This is a genomic window from Microbacterium sp. K36 (assembly GCF_004794355.1).
Lineage (GTDB): Bacteria > Actinomycetota > Actinomycetes > Actinomycetales > Microbacteriaceae > Microbacterium > Microbacterium paraoxydans_D.
Map to the genome: position 1 here is coordinate 1 of NZ_SSDN01000036.1, position 18937 is coordinate 18937.

General features: G+C 72.6%; 18 protein-coding genes. 12 read left to right on the forward strand and 6 right to left on the reverse strand.

Annotated elements, in window-relative coordinates; translation table 11 throughout:
- Window positions 1–57: 57 nt before the first annotated feature.
- The 4 genes from DW296_RS01730 (at window position 58) to DW296_RS01745 (ending at window position 4128) form a co-directional block, all read left to right on the forward strand.
- The gene (locus tag DW296_RS01730) at window positions 58–918 is read left to right on the forward strand and encodes an ABC transporter permease subunit (protein ID WP_025103865.1); all 861 of its coding nucleotides are present in this window, start codon (window positions 58–60) and stop codon (window positions 916–918) included.
- On the forward strand, window positions 905–2677 hold the full coding sequence (locus DW296_RS01735; protein ID WP_136050830.1) for a branched-chain amino acid ABC transporter ATP-binding protein/permease: 1773 nt from the start codon (window positions 905–907) through the stop codon (window positions 2675–2677). Before DW296_RS01730 ends, DW296_RS01735 begins: the two co-directional genes overlap by 14 nt.
- Window positions 2674–3366 carry an ABC transporter ATP-binding protein gene (locus DW296_RS01740; RefSeq protein WP_136050831.1) on the forward strand — a complete coding sequence of 231 codons (693 nt, stop codon included), beginning with the start codon at window positions 2674–2676 and terminating at the stop codon, window positions 3364–3366. Before DW296_RS01735 ends, DW296_RS01740 begins: the two co-directional genes overlap by 4 nt.
- Before the next feature lie 111 nt (window positions 3367–3477).
- On the forward strand, window positions 3478–4128 hold the full coding sequence (locus DW296_RS01745; RefSeq protein ID WP_136050832.1) for an HAD-IA family hydrolase: 651 nt from the start codon (window positions 3478–3480) through the stop codon (window positions 4126–4128).
- Window positions 4129–4181: 53 nt separating this feature from the next.
- Here DW296_RS01745 and DW296_RS01750 read toward each other — a convergent pair whose 3' ends face one another.
- Window positions 4182–4997 carry an SDR family NAD(P)-dependent oxidoreductase gene (locus DW296_RS01750; RefSeq protein ID WP_136050833.1) on the reverse strand — a complete coding sequence of 272 codons (816 nt, stop codon included), beginning with the start codon at window positions 4995–4997 and terminating at the stop codon, window positions 4182–4184.
- Window positions 4998–5050: 53 nt separating this feature from the next.
- Window positions 5051–5800 carry an SDR family NAD(P)-dependent oxidoreductase gene (locus DW296_RS01755; protein WP_136050834.1) on the reverse strand — a complete coding sequence of 250 codons (750 nt, stop codon included), beginning with the start codon at window positions 5798–5800 and terminating at the stop codon, window positions 5051–5053.
- Window positions 5801–6043: 243 nt separating this feature from the next.
- Between DW296_RS01755 and DW296_RS01760 the strand changes: the two genes are divergently transcribed.
- Genes DW296_RS01760 through DW296_RS01780 form a run of 5 tightly spaced genes read left to right on the forward strand, consistent with a single transcriptional unit; the run spans window position 6044 to window position 10803 of the window.
- Window positions 6044–7498, forward strand: a complete 1455-nt coding sequence (locus DW296_RS01760; RefSeq protein WP_071327387.1) for an APC family permease — start codon at window positions 6044–6046, stop codon at window positions 7496–7498.
- A 38-nt stretch (window positions 7499–7536) separates the two neighbouring features.
- Window positions 7537–8376 carry a molybdenum cofactor biosynthesis F family protein gene (locus tag DW296_RS01765; RefSeq protein WP_136050835.1) on the forward strand — a complete coding sequence of 280 codons (840 nt, stop codon included), beginning with the start codon at window positions 7537–7539 and terminating at the stop codon, window positions 8374–8376.
- A gap of 1 nt (window position 8377) precedes the next feature.
- Window positions 8378–10021, forward strand: coding sequence for an amidohydrolase (locus DW296_RS01770; RefSeq protein ID WP_136050836.1), 1644 nt, complete (start codon window positions 8378–8380; stop codon window positions 10019–10021).
- 25 nt (window positions 10022–10046) lie between these two features.
- On the forward strand, window positions 10047–10403 hold the full coding sequence (locus DW296_RS01775) for a YidH family protein (RefSeq protein ID WP_025103854.1): 357 nt from the start codon (window positions 10047–10049) through the stop codon (window positions 10401–10403).
- Window positions 10404–10416: 13 nt separating this feature from the next.
- Window positions 10417–10803: a DUF202 domain-containing protein gene (locus DW296_RS01780; protein WP_136050837.1), complete on the forward strand. Its 387-nt coding sequence runs from the start codon at window positions 10417–10419 to the stop codon at window positions 10801–10803.
- Between the two features lie 66 nt (window positions 10804–10869).
- Here the strand turns inward: DW296_RS01780 and DW296_RS01785 are convergent, their stop codons facing one another.
- From DW296_RS01785 to DW296_RS01800, 4 genes are all read right to left on the reverse strand, one after another.
- Window positions 10870–12366: a GMC family oxidoreductase gene (locus tag DW296_RS01785; protein ID WP_136050838.1), complete on the reverse strand. Its 1497-nt coding sequence runs from the start codon at window positions 12364–12366 to the stop codon at window positions 10870–10872.
- Window positions 12363–13841 (reverse strand): aldehyde dehydrogenase family protein, encoded by a 1479-nt coding sequence (locus DW296_RS01790; protein ID WP_240742952.1) that lies wholly within the window; start codon window positions 13839–13841, stop codon window positions 12363–12365. Before DW296_RS01790 ends, DW296_RS01785 begins: the two co-directional genes overlap by 4 nt.
- Window positions 13842–13889: 48 nt before the next feature.
- Window positions 13890–15506, reverse strand: a complete 1617-nt coding sequence (locus tag DW296_RS01795; RefSeq protein WP_136050839.1) for an HNH endonuclease signature motif containing protein — start codon at window positions 15504–15506, stop codon at window positions 13890–13892.
- Window positions 15507–15759: 253 nt separating this feature from the next.
- A complete protein-coding gene (locus DW296_RS01800) occupies window positions 15760–16197 on the reverse strand; it encodes an Lrp/AsnC family transcriptional regulator (RefSeq protein WP_071327392.1) in 438 nt (145 codons plus the stop codon).
- 150 nt (window positions 16198–16347) lie between these two features.
- Here DW296_RS01800 and DW296_RS01805 point away from each other — a divergent pair, with 150 nt between their 5' ends.
- The 3 genes from DW296_RS01805 to DW296_RS01815 all read left to right on the forward strand — a co-directional run.
- The gene (locus DW296_RS01805) at window positions 16348–17460 is read left to right on the forward strand and encodes a thiamine pyrophosphate-dependent enzyme (protein WP_136050840.1); all 1113 of its coding nucleotides are present in this window, start codon (window positions 16348–16350) and stop codon (window positions 17458–17460) included.
- Window positions 17457–18488 (forward strand): alpha-ketoacid dehydrogenase subunit beta, encoded by a 1032-nt coding sequence (locus tag DW296_RS01810; protein ID WP_168428960.1) that lies wholly within the window; start codon window positions 17457–17459, stop codon window positions 18486–18488. Before DW296_RS01805 ends, DW296_RS01810 begins: the two co-directional genes overlap by 4 nt.
- On the forward strand, window positions 18485–18937 hold a 453-nt coding region (locus DW296_RS01815), incomplete at its 3' end, for a biotin/lipoyl-containing protein (RefSeq protein ID WP_342588944.1). The genes DW296_RS01810 and DW296_RS01815, both read left to right, overlap by 4 nt.

Below are 18937 nucleotides of genomic sequence, written 5' to 3' on the forward strand. Positions count from 1 at the left end.
CGACCCCCGCTGGGTCCCTGAGCCTGTCGAAGGGCCCCTCACCAGAAAGGACGCCTGATGCTCCAAGGCGCCATCGCCGGTCTCGCCGCCGGCGGCCTCTACGCCGTCCTCGGCGTCTGCCTCACCCTCATGTCGCGCCTCGTGCGCGTGGTGAACTTCGCCCAGGCCGCCACCGGCATGTTCGGCGCGTTCACCGCCGTGTGGTTCGTCCGTGAGATCGGGCTGCCCATCTGGCTGGGCTCGATCCTCGGGGTCCTCGTCGCGGGCGTGCTCGCCGCGGCGATCGGGTTCATCGCCGCGACCTGGCTGTCGGAGGCCTCGACGACGACCCGCTCCGCCATGACGGTCGGCCCGCTCCTCCTGCTCATCTCGCTGTCGTTCATCCTGTTCGGCAACAAGCCGCAGCCGTTCACCCCGATCATCGCCGGCCCCGCGTTCTCCTTCGGCGGCGTGGTGATCAGCCAGGTCACCGTCGCAACGGTGGCGATGGCCGTCGTCACCGCCGTCGCCGTCCGCATCGTGCTGCGCCGCACCCGGGTCGGCACCCAGCTGCGCGCGCTGTCGGAGCGGCCGACCACGGCGGAGCTGCTCGGCATCCGCTCCCGGCCCCTGTCGATCGCCGTCTGGTTCGTCACCGGGATCATCAGCGCCATCGCGATCATCATCGTCGCGCCCTCGCAGTCGAACGACGCCACGAGCCTGTCCATGCTCATCGTCCCCGCGGCGGCGGCCGCGCTCCTGGGCGGCTTCCGCCGGCTCGACCTCGCCGTTGTCGGCGGGCTGCTCCTCGGCGTCCTCGGCGGGCTCGTCGCGCAGATCGACGAAGTGGCGCTCGTGCGCAACTTCCTGCCGTTCCTGTTCATCGTCGTCCTGCTGCTCTGGACGCAACGCAAGGAGGTGTGGGATGCCGCTCGCTGACCGCCCCTGGTTCCGGATCACCTGGCCGTTCGCCGTCGCCCTCGTCGGCATCGGCGTGGGCGCGCTCCTCAGCGCCGCCCTTCCCGGCTACTTCGTCTTCCTCGCGATCAGCGCCGTCACCGCCGCGATCGCGATCCTCGGCCTCGGCATCGTGACCGGATCGGCCGGGATGATCGCCCTCTGCCAGCTCACGTTCGCCGCGGTCGGGGCCTGGATCGTCTCGCTGCTGAACGTGATGCAGGCGCCGGGCGGGTTCCTGGTCTGGCTCGTGCTCGGCGGTGTCGCGGCCGGTCTCGTCGGCATCCTCGTCGGGCTCCCCGCCCTGCGGCTGCGCGGGGTGAACCTGGCGGTGGTGACGCTCGGCTTCGCCGCGGCGGCCGACGTCACGCTCGTGCAGATCCAGTTCCCGGGCTCCGCGGACGGCATCGCGATCGAGCGCCCGGAGCTGTTCGGGAGCGACCGGGAGTTCTTCTTCCTCTCCATCGTCGTGCTCGCCGTCTGCGGCCTGGCGGTGTTCTTCCTGCAGCGCGGACGGTGGGGCGCGAGCTGGAAGGCCGTCGCGTTCTCCGAGCGCGGCACGGCCGCGGCCGGGCAGAGCGTGCGCACCGCGAAGCTCACGGCGTTCGCGGTGTCGGCGGCCCTCGGCGGCATCTCCGGCGGGCTGCTCGCCGGACAGGTGCAGCTCCCCTTCGCCTCGAGCTTCACACCGCTGCAGTCCCTCGCCCTGTACGTGCTGGCCATCATGTCCGGCGCGCACCTCATCGACATGGCCATCTTCGGCGGACTGCTCTGGGTGCTCGTGCCGGAGCTGCTCAAGCGCTGGGGCGTGCCGCAGGACTGGGGCTTCGTCGTGTTCGGCGTGCTGGGGGTGCAGGCGCTCACGAGCGGCACGAACCTCGGCCAGGGCATCCGCAACCTCCTGTACCGACGGGCCGACCGGCGCACGGCCACCGCGGAGCTCACGGCGCTCCCACCCGACGCGGGGACCGGTGCGACGGCGATCACCACGACCACGACGGCCACCGTCGACGAGGCCGCCCTCGACGGCGCCCCGGTGCTCACGGTCGACGGTCTGACCGTGCAGTTCGGGGCGCTCACGGCCCTCGACGACGTCTCGTTCACGGTGCCCGCCGCCTCGATCATGGGGCTCATCGGTCCGAACGGCGCCGGGAAGTCGACCTTCGTCGACGCCATCAGCGGCTTCCTCCCCCAGCACGAGGGCCGCGTGCTGCTCGGCGACCGCGACCTGGCTGGCCTCTCCCCCACCCGGCGTGCGCGACTCGGACTGCGACGGACCTTCCAGCAGGACCGCGTCCCTCCGGCGCTGACCGTGGGCGGCTATGTGCGCTTCGTGGCCAGGCGGCGGCTCGCCGCGGCGGACATCGACGAGGTCCTCGCGTTCTTCGGGTGCCCTCCTGGCCGGGCGCGCCTCTCGAGCGTCGACGTCGGCACCCGGCGGCTCGTGGAGGTCGCGGCGAACGTCGCCGCCCGCCCGCGCCTGCTCATCCTCGACGAACCCGCCGCCGGCCTCTCGCACGAGGAGCATCTGGCGCTCGCGGCTCGCCTCCGCGAACTCCCCGGGCGCTACGGCGTGGCCCTCATCATCATCGAGCACGACCTGGACCTCGTCCGCTCGGTGTGCCCGACCCTCACGGTCCTCGACTTCGGCCGGGTCCTGGCGAGCGGCCCGCAGGCGGAGGTCCTCGCGAACCCCGACGTCGTCAAGGCGTACATGGGAGAGACGGAGCTGCTGAAATGAGCGCACTGGTGCTGGACGGCGTCACGGTGAGCCGCGGTGCCGGGCCGGTCATCTCGGACGTCTCGCTGCGGGTCGCCGGGGGCGAGGTCCTGGCCCTGGTCGGACCCAACGGGGCGGGCAAGACGAGCCTGATCGAGGCGGTGTCCGGCGTGACGCCGCACTCGGCGGGGTCGATCCTGCTGGACGGGGATCCGATCGACCGGCTCTCCCGCGTGGCGCGGGCCCGGCGCGGCATCGTGCACATCGAGCAGGGGCGGGCCGTGTTCCCGTCGCTGACCGTGCGCGAGAACCTCTCCCTCACGGCGCGCACCGCCGGGGAGATCGAGGCCGTGCTCGCGCAGTTCCCGGAGCTGGAGAAGCGCATCGACTCCCCCACGGCGCTGCTGTCGGGTGGGGAGCAGCAGATGGTGGTCTTGGCACGGGCGTTCGCGGCGAAACCCCGGGTGCTGCTCATCGACGAGATGTCCCTGGGCCTCGCGCCGGTGGTGTTCCTGCGCCTGATGCCGATCGTGTCGTCGATCGCGGAGTCCGGGGTGGCGGTGCTGCTGGTGGAGCAGTTCACGCAGCTCGCTCTCGGTCTCGCGCAGGAGGCGGTGGTCGTCGCCGGCGGCCGTGTGTCGTTCCAGGGCGCGCCGCAGGCCCTCCAAGACGACCCCGCCCTCCTCCACCGCGCCTACCTCGGGGGCTGACTCCCCGTCGACCCACCCCGTTGCGTTCCTCCCGGCCCCGTGCGTACGTGCGCAGGGGGCCGGGGCACGCGAAAGGGGGTGGGTCGGCGGCGTGGGGGTTAGCCTGAGGGAGTGACCGAGATCCTCCACGCCCGCGCCGCCCTCCTCGACATGGACGGGACCCTCGTCGACTCGACCGCCGTCGTGGAGCGCCTCTGGCTCGCCTGGGCGGAGCCGCACGGGATCGATCCGGAGACCGTGCTCCGCACCGTCCATGGGCGCCAGGGGCACCAGAGCATGGCGATCCTGCTCCCCGAGCGCGACCACGCGATCAACCTCCGCGAGAACGAGGTCATGCTCGCGACCGAGGCCTCCGACGTGGACGGTGTGATCGGCATCCCGGGCGCCGAGGACCTGCTCGCCGCGCTGCAGCCGTTCCCGCACGCGGTGGTCACCTCGGCCAACGTCGCCCTCATGACCGCGCGGATGGGCCAGGCCGGGCTCACGGTCCCCGAGCTCGCCGTCACGGCGGAGAACGTCTCGGCCTCGAAGCCCGATCCGGAGGGCTTCCTCCTCGCCGCCCGCACCCTCGGCATCGATCCCGCGGACTGCGTGGTGTTCGAGGACTCGGGCGCCGGCATCCAGGCCGCCCACGCCGCGGGCATGCGCGTGATCGGCATCGGTCCGCACGCCGGGGCCCACGCCCCGACCGTGCACGTCGACGACCTCACGCACGTCGCCGTGGTCCCGACCGACGACGGCTTCGAACTCCGGATCGACTGACGCGCGGGGCCGGGCCGGAACCATCCCTCGACCCTGACCTGGCTGACCCGGCGCTACATCCCGGCGTGGTCGAAGGCGATGGTCGGCACGTCGACCACGTGCGACCCGCCGTCCGCGACGATCACGGCGCCGGTGATGTACGACGACTCCCCCGACCCGAGGAACCGCACGACGGAGGCGATCTCGGCGGGCCGCGCCGGGCGGCGCAGCGGCACGTCGGCGGTGACCGTCGCGTACCCCTCCTCGCGGGAGCCGAGACCGGCGTGCGCGGCGAACTCGTCCATCTCCTCGTCGGCCATCGGCGTCTGCACCCACCCGGGGCAGATCGCGTTGACGCGCACGCCGTGACGCCCGTAGTCGCGCGCGAGCGTCCGGGTGAGGCCGATGAGGGCGTGCTTGCCGACCGTGTATCCGGCCACCGACGGCCCCGCGAAGAGCCCGGCCAGCGAGGAGACGACCACCACCTGCCCCTTGGCCTCGATCAGCGCCGGCAGCGCCTCGCGCGCCATCACGAACGCGGTGGTGAGGTTGGCGCGGATCGCGGCGTCCCAGCTCGCGTCGTCGGTCTCGGCGACCGGGGAGAACCCGTGTCCCCCGGCGTTCGCGACGAGGACGTCGATCCGGCCGAACCGCGCGAGGATCTCGGCGATCGCGGCCTGCGCCGACGCGGTGTCCGCCGCGTCCGCGACGACGGGGAAGGCCCCGACGGCCCGCTCGACCTCGTGCAGCGGCTCGGGGCGGCGGCCCACCACGACGACGTGCGCCCCTTCGGCCGCGAACCGCTCCGCGACCGCCGCGCCGATGCCCGTGCCGCCTCCGGTGATGACGACGACGCGTCCGGAGACGCTCGATCCGACCACGGTTGCCATGTGTGCTCCTGTGTGTTCTGCGCGCGTGCGCGGTGGGGCCGGACGCGGGCGCGTCAGGCGGGGAATCCCGACCGGGCGGTGTACCCGAAGTCGCTGAGGAGGGTGGTGCCGTTGACCGCCCGGCTCCGCAGGGAGAGGAGGTAGGCGACGTGCGCGGCGACCTCGTCGGCGCTCTGCACCGGGAAGGCGGGCTCGTCGAACGCCGCGGCGCCGAGGTCGCCCCGGCTCATCGGCGTGTCGACGATGGACGGTGACACCGCGTTCACCCGCACCCCGGTGCCGGCGAGGTCGACCGAGAGCGCCCTCCCGAACTGGACGAGCGCGGCCTTCGACGCGGCGTAGGGGGCCATGCCCGGGGAGGCCACGACGGCCGAGTCGCTCGCGAGCAGCACGACGGAGCCGGCGGCGGACTCCCGGAGCGCCGGGATCGCGTGCTTGAGCACGAGGAACGCGCCGGTGACGTTCACGGCGAGGACACGGTTCCACGCCTCCAGGGCGGTCTCCTCGATCGGCGTTCCCACCGGGCCGGAGATCCCGGCGGCGCACACCACGGCATCGAGACCGCCCAGCGCCCGGGCACCCGCGTCGACCGCGGCGGCCACCTGCGGCTCGTCCGTGACGTCGGCGGCGAGCAGCACCGGATCGATGCCGGCCTCCCCCGCCGCGTCCCGGAGCGCGGCGGCGTCCCGGTCCAGCAGCGCGACCCGCACCCCTTCGGCGGCGAGCGCCCGGGCGACGGCACGGCCGATCCCCCCGGCGGCCCCCGTGACGAGGGCCGTCGTGCCGTCGAGCTGCAGGTCCATCGCATCCTCCGACCGCGGTCCGGCGCCGCGCGGCGCCGACGAGACAGCGGTGTCGTCCCGGTCATCCTGCTCCGCGGGGCGGAGGGGCCGCACGCCCACCGGCGGGGTGTGCGCGGTGGCACCATCGTCCTTCGCTCACGGTCAAGCGTGGCGACGAGGCGGCGAGCAGACTCGCTCTATCGACGATTCCCCTCGTCGTCGATGCCGTGTCCGCACGGCCGTCACCCGAGCAAAGGAGCCGACGTGGCAGAGCAGACCTCCGCACCCACGACGCCGCACCACACCTCCCTTCGCCCCGGCGCCCTCGGCGTCGCGGGCATCGTCTTCCTCGTCCTCGCCGCCGTCGCGCCGCTGACCGGGATCGTCGTCGTCGCCTCCCTCGCCATCGCGCTGGGCAACGGCGGCGGCACCCCGATGTCGTTCTTCCTCGTCGCGGCCATCCTGCTGCTGTTCGCGATCGGCTACGCCCAGATGTCGAAGCAGCTCGTGAACGCGGGGGGCTTCTACGCCTTCGTCGTGAAGGGCCTCGGCCGCACCGGCGGACTCGTCGCGGGCCTCATCGCGACGCTCGGCTACAACTTCTTCGTGGTCGGCACGATCGGCACCAGCGGCTTCTTCATGCAGACGATCATCCGCGACCTCACCGGGCTCGACGTGCACTGGCTCGTCTGGGGCCTGCTGTCGATCGTCGTCTGCTTCGTGCTCGCCCGGATCGGCGTCGACTTCAGCTCGAAGGTGCTCGGGGTGTGCCTCGTGCTCGAGGTGCTCATGCTCGTCGTGTTCGACATCTCGGTGCTCGTGCAGACCGGCTACGACGTGGCGGCGTTCAGCCCGGAGGCGGTGTTCTCCGGCTCGCTGCCCATCGGCCTGCTGCTCGCGGCGACCGGATTCCTCGGGTTCGAGGCCACCGCGCTCTTCAGCGAGGAGGCCAAGCAGCCGCTGCGCACGATCCCGCGGGCGACCTACACCTCGATCATCGCGATCGGTGTGATCCTCGGCGTTACGACCTGGGCCGTGGTGAGCGCGACCGGCGTCGCACAGGCGCAGGCCACGGCGCTGGAGCACCTGCCCACGGGCGACCTCATCTTCTCGCTCTCGCAGCAGTACCTGGGCGGCCCGCTCACGACTGTGATGATGGTGCTGCTCCTGGTGAGCCTGTTCGCGGCGATGCTCGCCTTCCACAACTCGGCCACCCGCTACCTGTACTCGCTGGGTCGCGCGAAGATCCTCCCCCAGGCGCTCGCCCGCACCCGCCCGAACGGCGCTCCGCAGCTCGCGGGCATCGTGCAGGCCGGCTTCGCGGCGATCGTGGCGATCCTGTTCGCCCTCGCCGGCGCCGATCCCATCGTCACGCTCGTGCCCGCGATGCTGGGCTTCGGCACCCTCAGCGTGCTGATCCTGCAGGGGCTCGCGGCGATCTCGATCGTCGTGTACTTCCGGCGCCGGAACGACCCGCGGTGGTGGAGCACCTTCATCGCTCCGGGCATCGGCTTCCTCGGCATCGCGGCCATCTCGATCCTGGCGATCGTGAACTTCAACATCGTGGCCGGCTCCGAGGAGCTCGCGATCCGCCTGATGCCGCTCCTGCTCGTGCTCGCGCTGATCGGGGGCATCGTCTACGCCGCCTACCTCCGCCGCGCGAAGCCCGCCGTCTACGACGGCCTCGCCACCGACCTGGAGCGGTTCAGCGACCGCTGACGTCCGCCCGACCCCGTTCTCCGAAGGAAGGAATCCCCATGACGACCCTCAACCCCGCCGACACCTCCACCTGGCTGCCGCTGGAAGGCCTCGCCCCCGGCTTCGACGCCAACAAGGCCCCGCACAGCACCGCCCTGAGCGGTCGCGAGATCGCCGTCGTCGACGCCCGCGGCACCCGCATCGTCCACCGCTTCGACGACCCGACGGTCGCCTGGGAGTACCAGCCCGGGGCCGAGGACCCCACGGAGGCCGCCTCTGACACCGACGACTACGAGGCGTTCGAGGTCGACGACGAGCTCTACTTCGTGCAGTTCCACCACCGCTACCTCCCGAACGAGGCCGTCTCGCTCGTGCTCGACCTGCGGCACGGACGCTCCCTCGCGGTGATCTCCGAGATCCTCCCCGCACCCGAGCAGGGCCGCACCCGGGTGCAGCACCACTTCGCCCCCGGCACCATCGAGGGCGCCGACGTCACCGGCACCGAGGCCGCCCCCACCACCACGCTCATCGGACGCCGTGTGGAGTGGGTCTACAGCGAGGAGCACGCCTACGAGCACGTGTACCTGTCCCCGCGCTGGTACTCGTGGCAGTGCCTGGCCGGTCCGGAGCGCGGGCTCGCCGACACCGACGAGAACAGCGTGTGGGAGGTGCGCCCCGGGATCTACGTCTTCGCGTGGCGCGAGAAGGTGATCCCCTGCGCCTCGGTGACGATCGCCGACCACCGCGACGTCAACGCGATCCGCTCCCACGGCGTGCTGTTCGGTCTGGACGAGACGGGTGAGGTGCCGACGCACTTCACGTTCGGCGCGCACGGCCGCCTGCTGTCGACCACCCACCACACGCCCGCGCTCGAGCCCGCGACCTTCGGAGACGCCTGACATGACCGACGTCGCCGACCTGCTCGTCACCGGCTCCGTGATCCGCACGTCCGACCGGGCTCGCCCGCGCGCCGAGGCCTTCGCCGTGCGCGACGGACGGATCCTCGCCGTCGGCGACCGCACCGACGTGGAGGCGTTCCGGGGCCGCCGCACGCGGGTCGTCGAGGTCGGCGACGCGGCCGTCTATCCCGGGTTCGTGGACGTGCACAACCACCACGCGCTCGCCGGACGGACCGAGCTCTTCGAACTGTCGCTGGCCCCTTCCCTCACGCTCGACGAGATCCTCGACCGGGTGCGGGAGAAGGCGCAGACCCTGCCCGAGGACGCCTGGATCGTCGGCGGCGCCGTGGCCACGACGCTGCTGCCGACCCTCGCGGACACCGCCACGCGGCGGCGGCTGGACGAGGCGGCGGGTGGACGGCCCGTGGCGCTCATGGAGGACTCCCGCCACAACCGCTGGGCCAGCACCCGGGCCCTGGAGCTCGCCGGCATCACGGCCGGCAGCATCTCGACCTCCGGGGTGACGGTGCTCGACCCCGACGACGGCACCCCCACCGGCGTGCTCCTGGAAGCCGCGGGCATCCCGGTGCAGGAGGCGTACGACCGCAGCGGCGGACTCACCGCGGAGCAGCATGCCGCCGCATCCCGCCGCGGCATCGAGCTGCTGAACTCCTTCGGGATCACGGCGTTCCAGGACGCGGGGGTCTCCGTTGACATCCTCGCCGCGCTCGCCGGGCTCGACCGCGCCGACGAGCTGCACGCCTGGGTGGTCTCCTCGCTCCTCATCAACGACGAGATCTTCGGCTTCGACCCCATCGGCGCTCCCCTGCTCGACCGGGGCGAGGAGTTCCGCACCCCACGCCATCGCCCGGACTTCGTGAAGATCTTCCTCGACGGCGTGCCGCCCGCTCGCACCGCCTCCTTCCTCGACCCCTATCCGGCCGACCCGGTGCACGGCGCGCACTTCCACGGCGAGACGACCATGACCCTCGACGAGCTCACCGACTGGCTGCGGGCCGTCGCGGCCCGCGGTCTCGGGGCCAAGGTGCACTGCACCGGCGACGGGTCGGCACGCCTCGTGCTCGATGCCGCCGAGCGCCTGCGCGGCGAGGGCTTCACGACGCCGGTGCAGATCGCGCACGGGCAGTTCCTCGCGGAGAGCGACATCCCCCGGCTCGCGGCGCTCGACGTCTCCGCCGACATCTCCCCGTTCATCTGGTACCCGGGCGTCATCCCTCAGGCGCTGGCGGACGTGCTGGGAGAGCGTGCCGAGCACTCGCAGCCCAACCGCGCACTCCTCGACGCCGGGGCCCTCGTGGCCGGCGGCTCGGACTGGCCGGTGAGCGAGTCGCCGAACACGCTCGAGGGCCTGCAGGGGCTGGTGACACGGGCCGATCCGCTCGGCCGCGTCGCAGGCACGCTGTGGCCGGAGCAGGCGATCTCGGCCGAGGAGGCGCTGGAGGTCTTCACGATCAACGCCGCGACGGCGATGGGGCTCGGTGCCGAGACCGGTTCCCTGACCCCCGGCAAGTCGGCCGACTTCGTGATCCTGGAACGGGATGCGATCGGCGGACCGGCGGAGGAGATCGTGCACACCGAGGTCGTCTCGACCTGGTTCGCCGGGCGCACGGTGCACGAGCGCTGAGCGCGCCGCGCCGTACGATGGGCGCATGCGCCGCTTCCCCGCCTCCGTCTACCGGGTCGGGGACGAGCCCGATCCCCGGTTCTCCCTCGCCAACGAGCGCACGTTCCTGGCCTGGACCCGGACCGGCCTGGCGCTCATCGCGGGTGGCGTCGCGCTCGAGGTCCTCGGCCTCGACCTGCATCCCGGGTTCCGGCTGGCCGCCTCGCTGCTGCTGATGATCGCCGGCACGGCCGTGGCGCCGCTCGCCTGGTTCGAGTGGATGCGTGCCGAACGCGCCTTGCGGCAGGGACGACCGCTGCCCGGCGCGCTGTCCGCGGTGGTGCTCGCCGTGGTCGTCGTGACGACGGGGCTGCTCGTCCTCGCCGGGGTGCTGTGGCGCTGAACGAGGCCTGCCGATGACCGCCCCCGATTCTCCGGCGCCCGACACCCCGGCGCCCGATCTGTACGACCCCGGGCTGCAGCCGGAGCGCACGGAGCTGGCCTGGCGGCGCACGGCCCTCGCGATCGCGGTCGGCTCGCTGCTGTCGCTGCGGGTCTTCCCGCTCGTGCTGCCTGCCGGCGCCGAGGGATGGGGCCTCGTCCCGGGCGTGCTGGGCGTCGGCACGGCGGCGCTGCTCTGGATCGCCGCGCGCCGTCGGCAGCGCCGGACGACCGCGGTGCTCACCGCCCGGGCGCGCGGGCCGCTGCCCGGCGGCGCACTCCCGCTCGCGCTGACGGTGTTCGCGACCGGCTTCGGCGTGGTCGCCTTGATGCTCGTGGCCGCGACGCTGGTCATGCGCTGACACGCCGGAGCGCGGGGCGAACGCGACAGATGCCGTGATCGCCCCGCGTCCCCTCGCCGCCCTCCCTCAGTCCGCGAGGAGGAACCGCGCGCCGCGTTCGCCGATCATGGCCGCGGGCGCGTTGGTGTTGCCGGTGGGCACGGTCGGCATGACCGAGGCGTCGATCACCCGGAGTCCCTCGATCCCGCGCACCCGGAGCTGCGGATCGACCACGGACTCCGGGTCGGAGCCCATGCGACAGGTGCCGACCTGGTGGTGGTAGGTGATGGCGGTGCGGCGCACCCACTCCTCCACGTCGTCGTCCGCCACGTCCGGCCCGGGGTAGACCTCGACCGCTCCCCACTCCTCGGCGAGCGCGGGCTGCGTGCCGATGCGGCGACACTGGCGCACGGAGGCCGCGAGGGCGTCGGCGTCTCGCTGATCCTGCAGCGCCGCCAGGTCGATGTGCGGCAGGTCGTCGAGGCCGGGACCCGTGAGCCGCAGCTCGCCGCGACTGTACGGCGTCACCAGGCCCGCCATGAGCGTGAACCCGTCGGTGCCCTTCGGCTCCAGGTCGCCCCACATGGGCACGGAGAAGTGGATGGGCTGGGTGTCCGGCTGCGCGAGGCCGTCGCGGCTCCGCCAGAACAGGTGGCTCTGCGTGACGGATACCCCCGGCTGCGGCGGGCCGACGGGCTTCTTCTCGGTCGCGAAGACCACCGGGGAGAGGAGGTGGTCGTGCAGGTTCTTCCCCACCGCGGGGGCGTCGACCACGACGGGGATGCCGAGGGCACTCAGCTCGTCGGCGGGACCGATGCCCGAGCGGAGCAGGATGACAGGAGTGCCGAGTGCGCCCGCCGAGAGGATGACCTCGTCCGCGAACACCTCCTCGGCGTCGTCGCCCTCCCCCAGCCGGATGCCGACCGCGCGCCCGTCGCGCACGATCACCGAGTGGACGGCGCGACCGGTGAGGATCGTCATCCGGTCGGCGACGGGCTGCGCGTAGGCCGTCCAGGTGTTGACCCGACGGCCGTCCTTGATCGTGACCTGCTCCTGTGAGACCCCGTCGAGCGTGCCCCCGTTGTAGTTCGGGTTGCGCGGCAGCCCTTCTTCCACGGCGGCGTCGATGATCGAGGCCTGGATGGGCGCGAGCGCGTAGTCGTCGGTCACGGGCAGCAGGTCGTTCTCGATCGCGTCGTAGATCGGCTCGACCTCGGCCCAGCCCCATCCGGTCGCGCCCGCCGCCTCCCACGCGTCGTAGTCGGAGGCCGCGCCGCGCACCCAGATCATGGCGTTCAGCGCGTGCGACCCCCCGGTGACCTTGCCGCGAGGGAGATGCAGCCGACGACTGGCCGCGTGCGGCTGCGGCACGGTGAAGAAGTCCCAGTCCTCGGCGGAGTGCCACAGCTCACCCGCCCGCGAGGGGTCGTGGATGGCCGGGTTCGTGTCGTAGCCGCCCGCCTCGACGAGCGTCACCGCGACACCGGCGTCGGTGAGACGCCGCGCGACGATGGCGCCCGACGTACCGGCCCCGACGACGATCGCGGAGCGCACCGCGCCGCTGTTCGCCGCGGTCACGCTCATGCCTTCCGGCCGGGTCCGGAGACGACCTGGGTGACGGCGACGGACTTGAGCCCCTCGACGCCGAACTCCAGCCCGTAGCCCGAGCTCTTCACGCCGCCGAACGGCACCATCGGGTGCAGCCCGCCGTGCGAGTTGATCCACACCGTGCCGGACTGCATGCGCGCGGCGACGGCGCGGGCCTCCTCCGGGTCGCTCGCCCACACCGATGCGCCGAGACCCACGTCGAGGGCGTTCGCGAGCGCGAAGGCCTCGTCGACGTCGCTGTACCGGATGACGGGGAGCGCGGGACCGAACTGCTCCTCCTGCACGAGCGCCGCGTCGTTGTCGATGTCGGCGACGATGGTGGGCCGGTAGAACAGCTCGCCGAGCTCGGAGGCCGGCTCGCCACCGGTGACGATCCGGGCGCCGCGGCTCCGCGCATCGTCGACGAGGCGACTGACGATGTCGAACTGCGGGCGGTTCTGCAGCGGCCCGAGCACGTTGCCCTCGTCGAGCCCGTTGCCCATCGGCACCTGCGCGGCGATGGCGGCGAGCGCGTCCACGACCTCGTCGTACACGGAGTCGTGCACGTAGAGGCGCTTCATGGCGGCGCAGGTCTGTCCGGTGTTGATGAATGCCCCCCAGAAGAGGTCTTCCGCGATGGCCGATGGATCCGTGCCGGGGAGCACGATGCCCGCGTCGTTGCCGCCCAGTTCGAGCGTGAGGCGGGCGAGGTTGCCCGCGGAGCTCTCGATGATGCGGCGCCCGGTCGCGGTGGAGCCGGTGAACATGATCTTGGCGATGTCGGGGTGCGAGGCGAGGCGCGCACCCACCTCGCGGTCTCCGGAGACCCCGATGAGGACGTCGGCGGGCAGCACGTCGTTCATCACGGCGAGCATCGCCAGGACGCTCAGCGGGGTGTACTCGCTGGGCTTCGCGACGACCGTGTTGCCCATGCGCAGCGACGGGCCGATCTGCCAGATCGTGATCATGAGCGGCCAGTTCCACGGCCCGATGGCCCCGACCACGCCGGCCGCCTTGTAGACGAGCTCGGCGTGCAGCGTCTCGTCGTCGACGAGCACCTGCGGCTCCAGGACGGTCGTCGCGTTGGTGCGCAGCCAGGCCGAGCAGGCGCCGAGCTCGAACCGCGCGTTAGGGCCGTTCAGCGGCTTGCCCTGCTCCCGCGACAGGAGGTAGGCGAGCCCTTCGGCGTTCGCGTCGATCGCGTCGGCCGCGGCCAGGAGGAGTGCGCTCCGCTTCTCGTGTCCGAGCGCTTCCCACGCGGGCTGCGCGGCCTTCGCGCGGGCGATCGCGTCGTCGAGGTCGGCGACCGTGGCCACGGGCGCGCGTCCGATGACCTCCCGCGTCGCGGCATCGGGGATCTCGCGCCCCTCGCCCTGCGGGGCCTGGATGCGGTCGAGCAGCGCCGCAGCGGCGGACGCCGCGGAATCGGCGGATCCGGAGTCGACGGCTACGGGAACGGCGGAATCGGACATCAGTGTCTCTCCTTCGAGCGGGTCACGGCGCGGACGCCGGTCTTCTTCTCATTCTCGGTCGGCCCTTGCCGCCGCACTTGTCGCGGAGCGCGCCGGAGATGTCCCCGCGCGAAGGATGCGCTCCCGAGCCGGTCCCGCGTGAGCGAATCGGGCCCCCGTCCTGTCCGGGGAGCCGGGAAGCGCCGGGCGCGGCGTGCGCCATCGTCGCCTCGGATCCCACCACGCCGGCCCTCGCACCTGCGGTACTCCCCCGCGCATGCGGATCTGCCACCCCGAGGTGTCCAGCGTGCGGTGGTGGTGCCAGCAGAGCGCGACCCCGTTGTCAGTGTGCGTCGGGCCCCCGTGCGCGTGCTCCGTGACGTGGTGGATCTCGCACCAGGCGGCCGGGACGTGACACCCGGGGATCAGGCACTCGCCGTCTCGCACGCCGATCGCCCGGCGCTGCACGGGGGTGAAGATCCGGTCGCTCGACCCGAGCCCGACGATCCTTCCTCCGGCCCCGAGCACGACGCGCTGGACCGTCCCTCCGCACGCCGTGTGCGCGGCCACTCGGGTCGGCACCGGCGTCTCGACGCCCTCGACCCGCGCCCAGCCGCGCCCCGTGGCATAGTCCTCGGCGCCGACCGTGACCACGAGTGTCGGGGCGGCACCACCCAGCCGCGGCATGTCGTCGTGCCGGGCCGCGATCCCCAGGGCCGCTGCGAGCGCGTCGTGCTGCTTCTGTGCCCGCGTGCGCCCATCGACCATCCCGCCGGGATCGCCGCACGGCAGCACATCGTCGACCGGGGACACCGCGGTGTCCCGCCGCTCGGCATCGGAGTCCTCGAGTTCCGCGGACGGCACGAAGTGCACGCCGGGAAGCGGCGGCCCGTCGACCTTCGGGTTCAGATACGCGTCCCAGATCCGCTGCAGCTGCCCCGCGACCTCGGGCAGCAGTGCGCCCCGGACCGGGATCACGCCGTCCTTGGCGCGCCCCAGCACCACACCCCGAGCCCGCAGCGCGATGTCTTCCGCGGGCTCCGCACCGTCGGGGTCGAGGTACTGCACGATCAGCTGCGCCCGCACCCGCAGATCCTCGGGTGTCGGCGCCGGACCGGGCTCGCTCTCGGCGTCATCACTGTTCTCGGCGTCATCACTGTTCTCGTCGTCGCTCTCCTCGCCGCGAGCGATCTCCGCGAGATACGCGTCCGCCTCCCAGCGGTCGGCGAGGCGCACGCGAGGGCCAGCCTGCTCGATCGGCCCGGTCGCGGCCAGCAACCCGGTCACGCCGAGCGCCCCGTCGAGGAGGGCCTCGCGCAGCGCCGGCCACCGCGCCGGCAGCCACTCCCCGGAGGACAGGTCGACCTCGCGTCGCACCAACCGCGCGCTCTTCACGAGGCGCGCGGCGGACGCGCCGTCGGTGCGGAGCACCCGCTGCAGCAGCTCGTTCATCGAGCGGCAGCCGAACCGGCCGCAGAAGGCCGGCTCCCCCGACCCCGCCGGACGCGGATCGACGCTCGCGACCGCCTCCACGATCACGGCCTCCACGCGTCGCTGGATCTCGCCCGCGACCCGCAGCAGGTGCATCATCGCCCCGGCATCGAGAGCGCCCACGGTGCCGGACTGCAGCACGGCGTCGAGAGCGACGACCGTGTCGTCGAGAACCGCTGCCGGGGTGCCTTCCATACGACGATTCAACAGAGGGCCACCGACATTGCGAGGCCCGATTACTCCTGTTCAGAGTGATATTCCAGTACGCGCGACGGACTCCTCCTGCACACGAACAGACCCGTGATCAACCCTCCACATCACAACACCATCCGCACAACATGCCGCCGCCGAAATTCGCCGCTTCCCGGCACGACCCCCGCACCCCACCCACGACCCGCGGCACCGACGCCCGTCGCACCCCAACGACCCCCGTCGCAGGACACAAGTGTCACGCCCGGTCGAAGTCCTCGAAGATCAGGATCGTCCGCGTCGAGCGGATCGACGGGATCGCCTGGATGTCCTCCAGCACGATGCGGCGCAGGTCGCGCGCGTCGTTGGCACGCACGAGCAGCAGCACGTCGAAGTCGCCGCCGACGAGGGCCATGTGCTCGATCTCCGGGATCGCCCGGAGCCGCGCGCTCACCTCCTGCCACGTGGCCTGCTCGATCGCGAGGGTCACGTACGCGCTCGCGTGATGCCCCAGCAGCACGGGGTCGGTGCGCACGGTGTACCCCGTGATCACCCCGGCGTCGGTGAGGCGCTTGATGCGGGCATGCGCCCCCGCCCGGGAGATGTGCACCGCCTCGGCGATCGCGGTCATGGACGCCCGCGCATCCCGCCGCAGCTCCGCGAGGATCGCGCGATCCGTCTCGTCCAGCGCCGCCATGGCACCCCTCTCGCGTCCGGGAATTCCTGACACTTCGGAAGCCATTGTGGCACGCGGCGAGCAATCGTCCACGATCCGGCGACGGATCTTGGATGAGTGTCGCACGCGCGGCATGCTGTCCTCATCGAGTTCGGCAAGGAAGGCGGACGGATGAACCCCCACGACATGCTCCCGCGGGACACCGCGGTACGACTGATCGCCGAGGACGGGACCACCCTCCCCGACGAGACCTACGCGCTCCCCGCCGCCGACGTCCTGCTGGCGGCCTACCGCGGCCTCGTCGAAGGCCGTCGCATCAACGATCAGGCCGGCGCGCTCGTGCGCCAGGGCCGCCTCGCGGTCTACCCCTCGTCGCACGGCCAGGAGGCCTGCCAGGTGGCCGCGGCGATGGTGCTCGGCGACACCGACTGGCTCTTCCCCACCTACCGCGACTCGGTCGCCGTGATCGCCCGCGGCGTCGCTCCTGCGGAGGCGATGGTGCTCCTCAAGGGCGACTGGCACTCCGGCTACGACGTGCGCGCGCACCGCGTCGCCCCGCAGGCCACCCCGCTCGCGACCCAGCTGCTGCACGCGGTCGGCTTCGCGCAGGCGGCGAAGCACCGCGGCGAGGACACCGTGGTGGTCGCGCTCTGCGGCGACGGCGCGACGAGCGAGGGCGACTTCCACGAGGCGATGAACTTCGCCGCCGTGTTCCACGTCCCGGTCGTGTTCTTCGTGCAGAACAACGAGTTCGCGATCTCGGTCCCCCTCTCCCGGCAGACCGCCGCGCCCTCCCTGGCCCACAAGGCGGTCGGCTACGGCATGCCGGGGCAGCGCGTCGACGGCAACGACGTGGCCGCGGTCCTCGCGGTGCTCACGGAGGCCGTCGACCGCGCCCGCGCCGGCGGCGGCCCCTCTCTCGTCGAGGCGCACACCTACCGCATGCAGGCGCACACCAACGCCGACGACGACACCCGCTACCGCGAACGCGAGGAGGTGCAGGCCTGGCTCGCCCGCGATCCTCTGCTCCGCCTGCGCGCGCACCTCACCGCGACCGGCGCCCTGGACGACGAGGCCGAGACGCGCTTCGCGGCCGGTGCGGAGGAGATCGCCGCCGCCATGCGCACCGCTCTGAACACCGATGCGGAGCTCGACCCGGAAGACCTCTTCCGCTTCGTGACGGCGACCCGCTCGCCGCAGCGTGAGGAACAGTGGCAGCTCCTCCGGGACGAGATCACCCGCTCCCTCCCCGCCGAGACGATGACGACCGGAGGCCCCCGATGACCATCGCCGAGCACGAAACGTCCGTCGCCCCGACGGACGCCGGCACCACCACGACCATGACCATGGCCGCCGCTCTCAACCGCGCTCTCGCCGACGCCCTCGCCGCCGACCCCGACGTGGTCGTCTTCGGCGAGGATGTGGGAGTCCTCGGCGGCGTCTTCCGCATCACCGACGGGCTCACCGCCCGCTTCGGCGAGGACCTCTGCTTCGACACCCCGCTCGCGGAGTCCGGCATCATCGGCACCGCCGTCGGCATGGCGATGAACGGGATGCGCCCCGTGGTCGAGATGCAGTTCGACGCCTTCGCCCTCCCCGCGTTCGAGCAGATCGTCAGCCACGTCGCGAAGCTCGGCAACCGCACCCGCGGCGGGATGCGCATGCCGCTCGTGATCCGCATCCCGTTCGGCGGCGGCATCGGGGGCGTGGAGCACCACTGCGATTCGTCCGAGGCGTACTACGCGCACACGCCCGGCCTCACCGTCGTGAGCCCGTCCACCCCGCAGGACGCCTACTCGCTGCTCCGGGCGGCCATCGCCTCGCCGGACCCGGTGGTCTTCCTCGAGCCCAAGAAGCTCTACTGGTCGAAGGGCGAGGTCGACACCGCGGTGACGGCGGAGATCGGCTCGGCGCGCATCGCCAGGGACGGCACCGATGTGACCCTCCTCGCGTACGGGGCCTCCGTGCCGCTCGCGCTGGAGGCGGCGGAGGTCGCTGCGGGCGAAGGGCGCAGCGTGCAGGTGGTCGACGTGCGCTCCCTCTCCCCCTTCGACGACGAGACGGTCACCGCGGCGGTGCGCTCCACGGGACGCGCGGTCGTGATCGCCGAGGCCCCGGGATTCGTCAGCGTCGCCTCCGAGATCCAGGCCCGGGTGTTCGAGCGCTGCTTCGAGTACCTGGAGGCCCCCGTGCGGCGGGTGACCGGGTTCGACACCCCGTACGCACCGCCGAAGTTCGAGCACTGGTACCTGCCGGACGTCGATCGGGTGCTCGACGCGATCGACACGCTGCACTGGGAGGACGACGCATGAGCACGCCTGTCAAGACCGCGACCCGCGTGTTCCGCCTCCCCGACCTCGGCGAGGGACTCACCGAGGCCGGCCTCGTGCAGTGGCTCGTGGCCGTCGGCGACACGATCGCGACCGACCAGGCCATCGCCGAGGTCGAGACCGCGAAGAGCGTCGTCGAACTGCCCTCGCCGTTCGCGGGCGTCGTGACGGCGCTGCACGGCACTCCCGGCGACACCATCGACGTCGGCGCCCCGGTGCTGGAGGTCGCCGACCCCGGCAGCGAGGAGACCACGTCCGCGCCGCAGACCCCCGCCGCGCAGCCCGAGCACGAGGCGTACCGGCAGGAGGAGCGTGCGGGGTCGGGCAACGTCCTCATCGGATACGGCACCTCCGCGTCCGCCTCGACGGGTCGGCGACGTCGCCCCGCGGCGCCACGCCCCGCGCCGGCACCCGCCTCGACAGCACCCGCA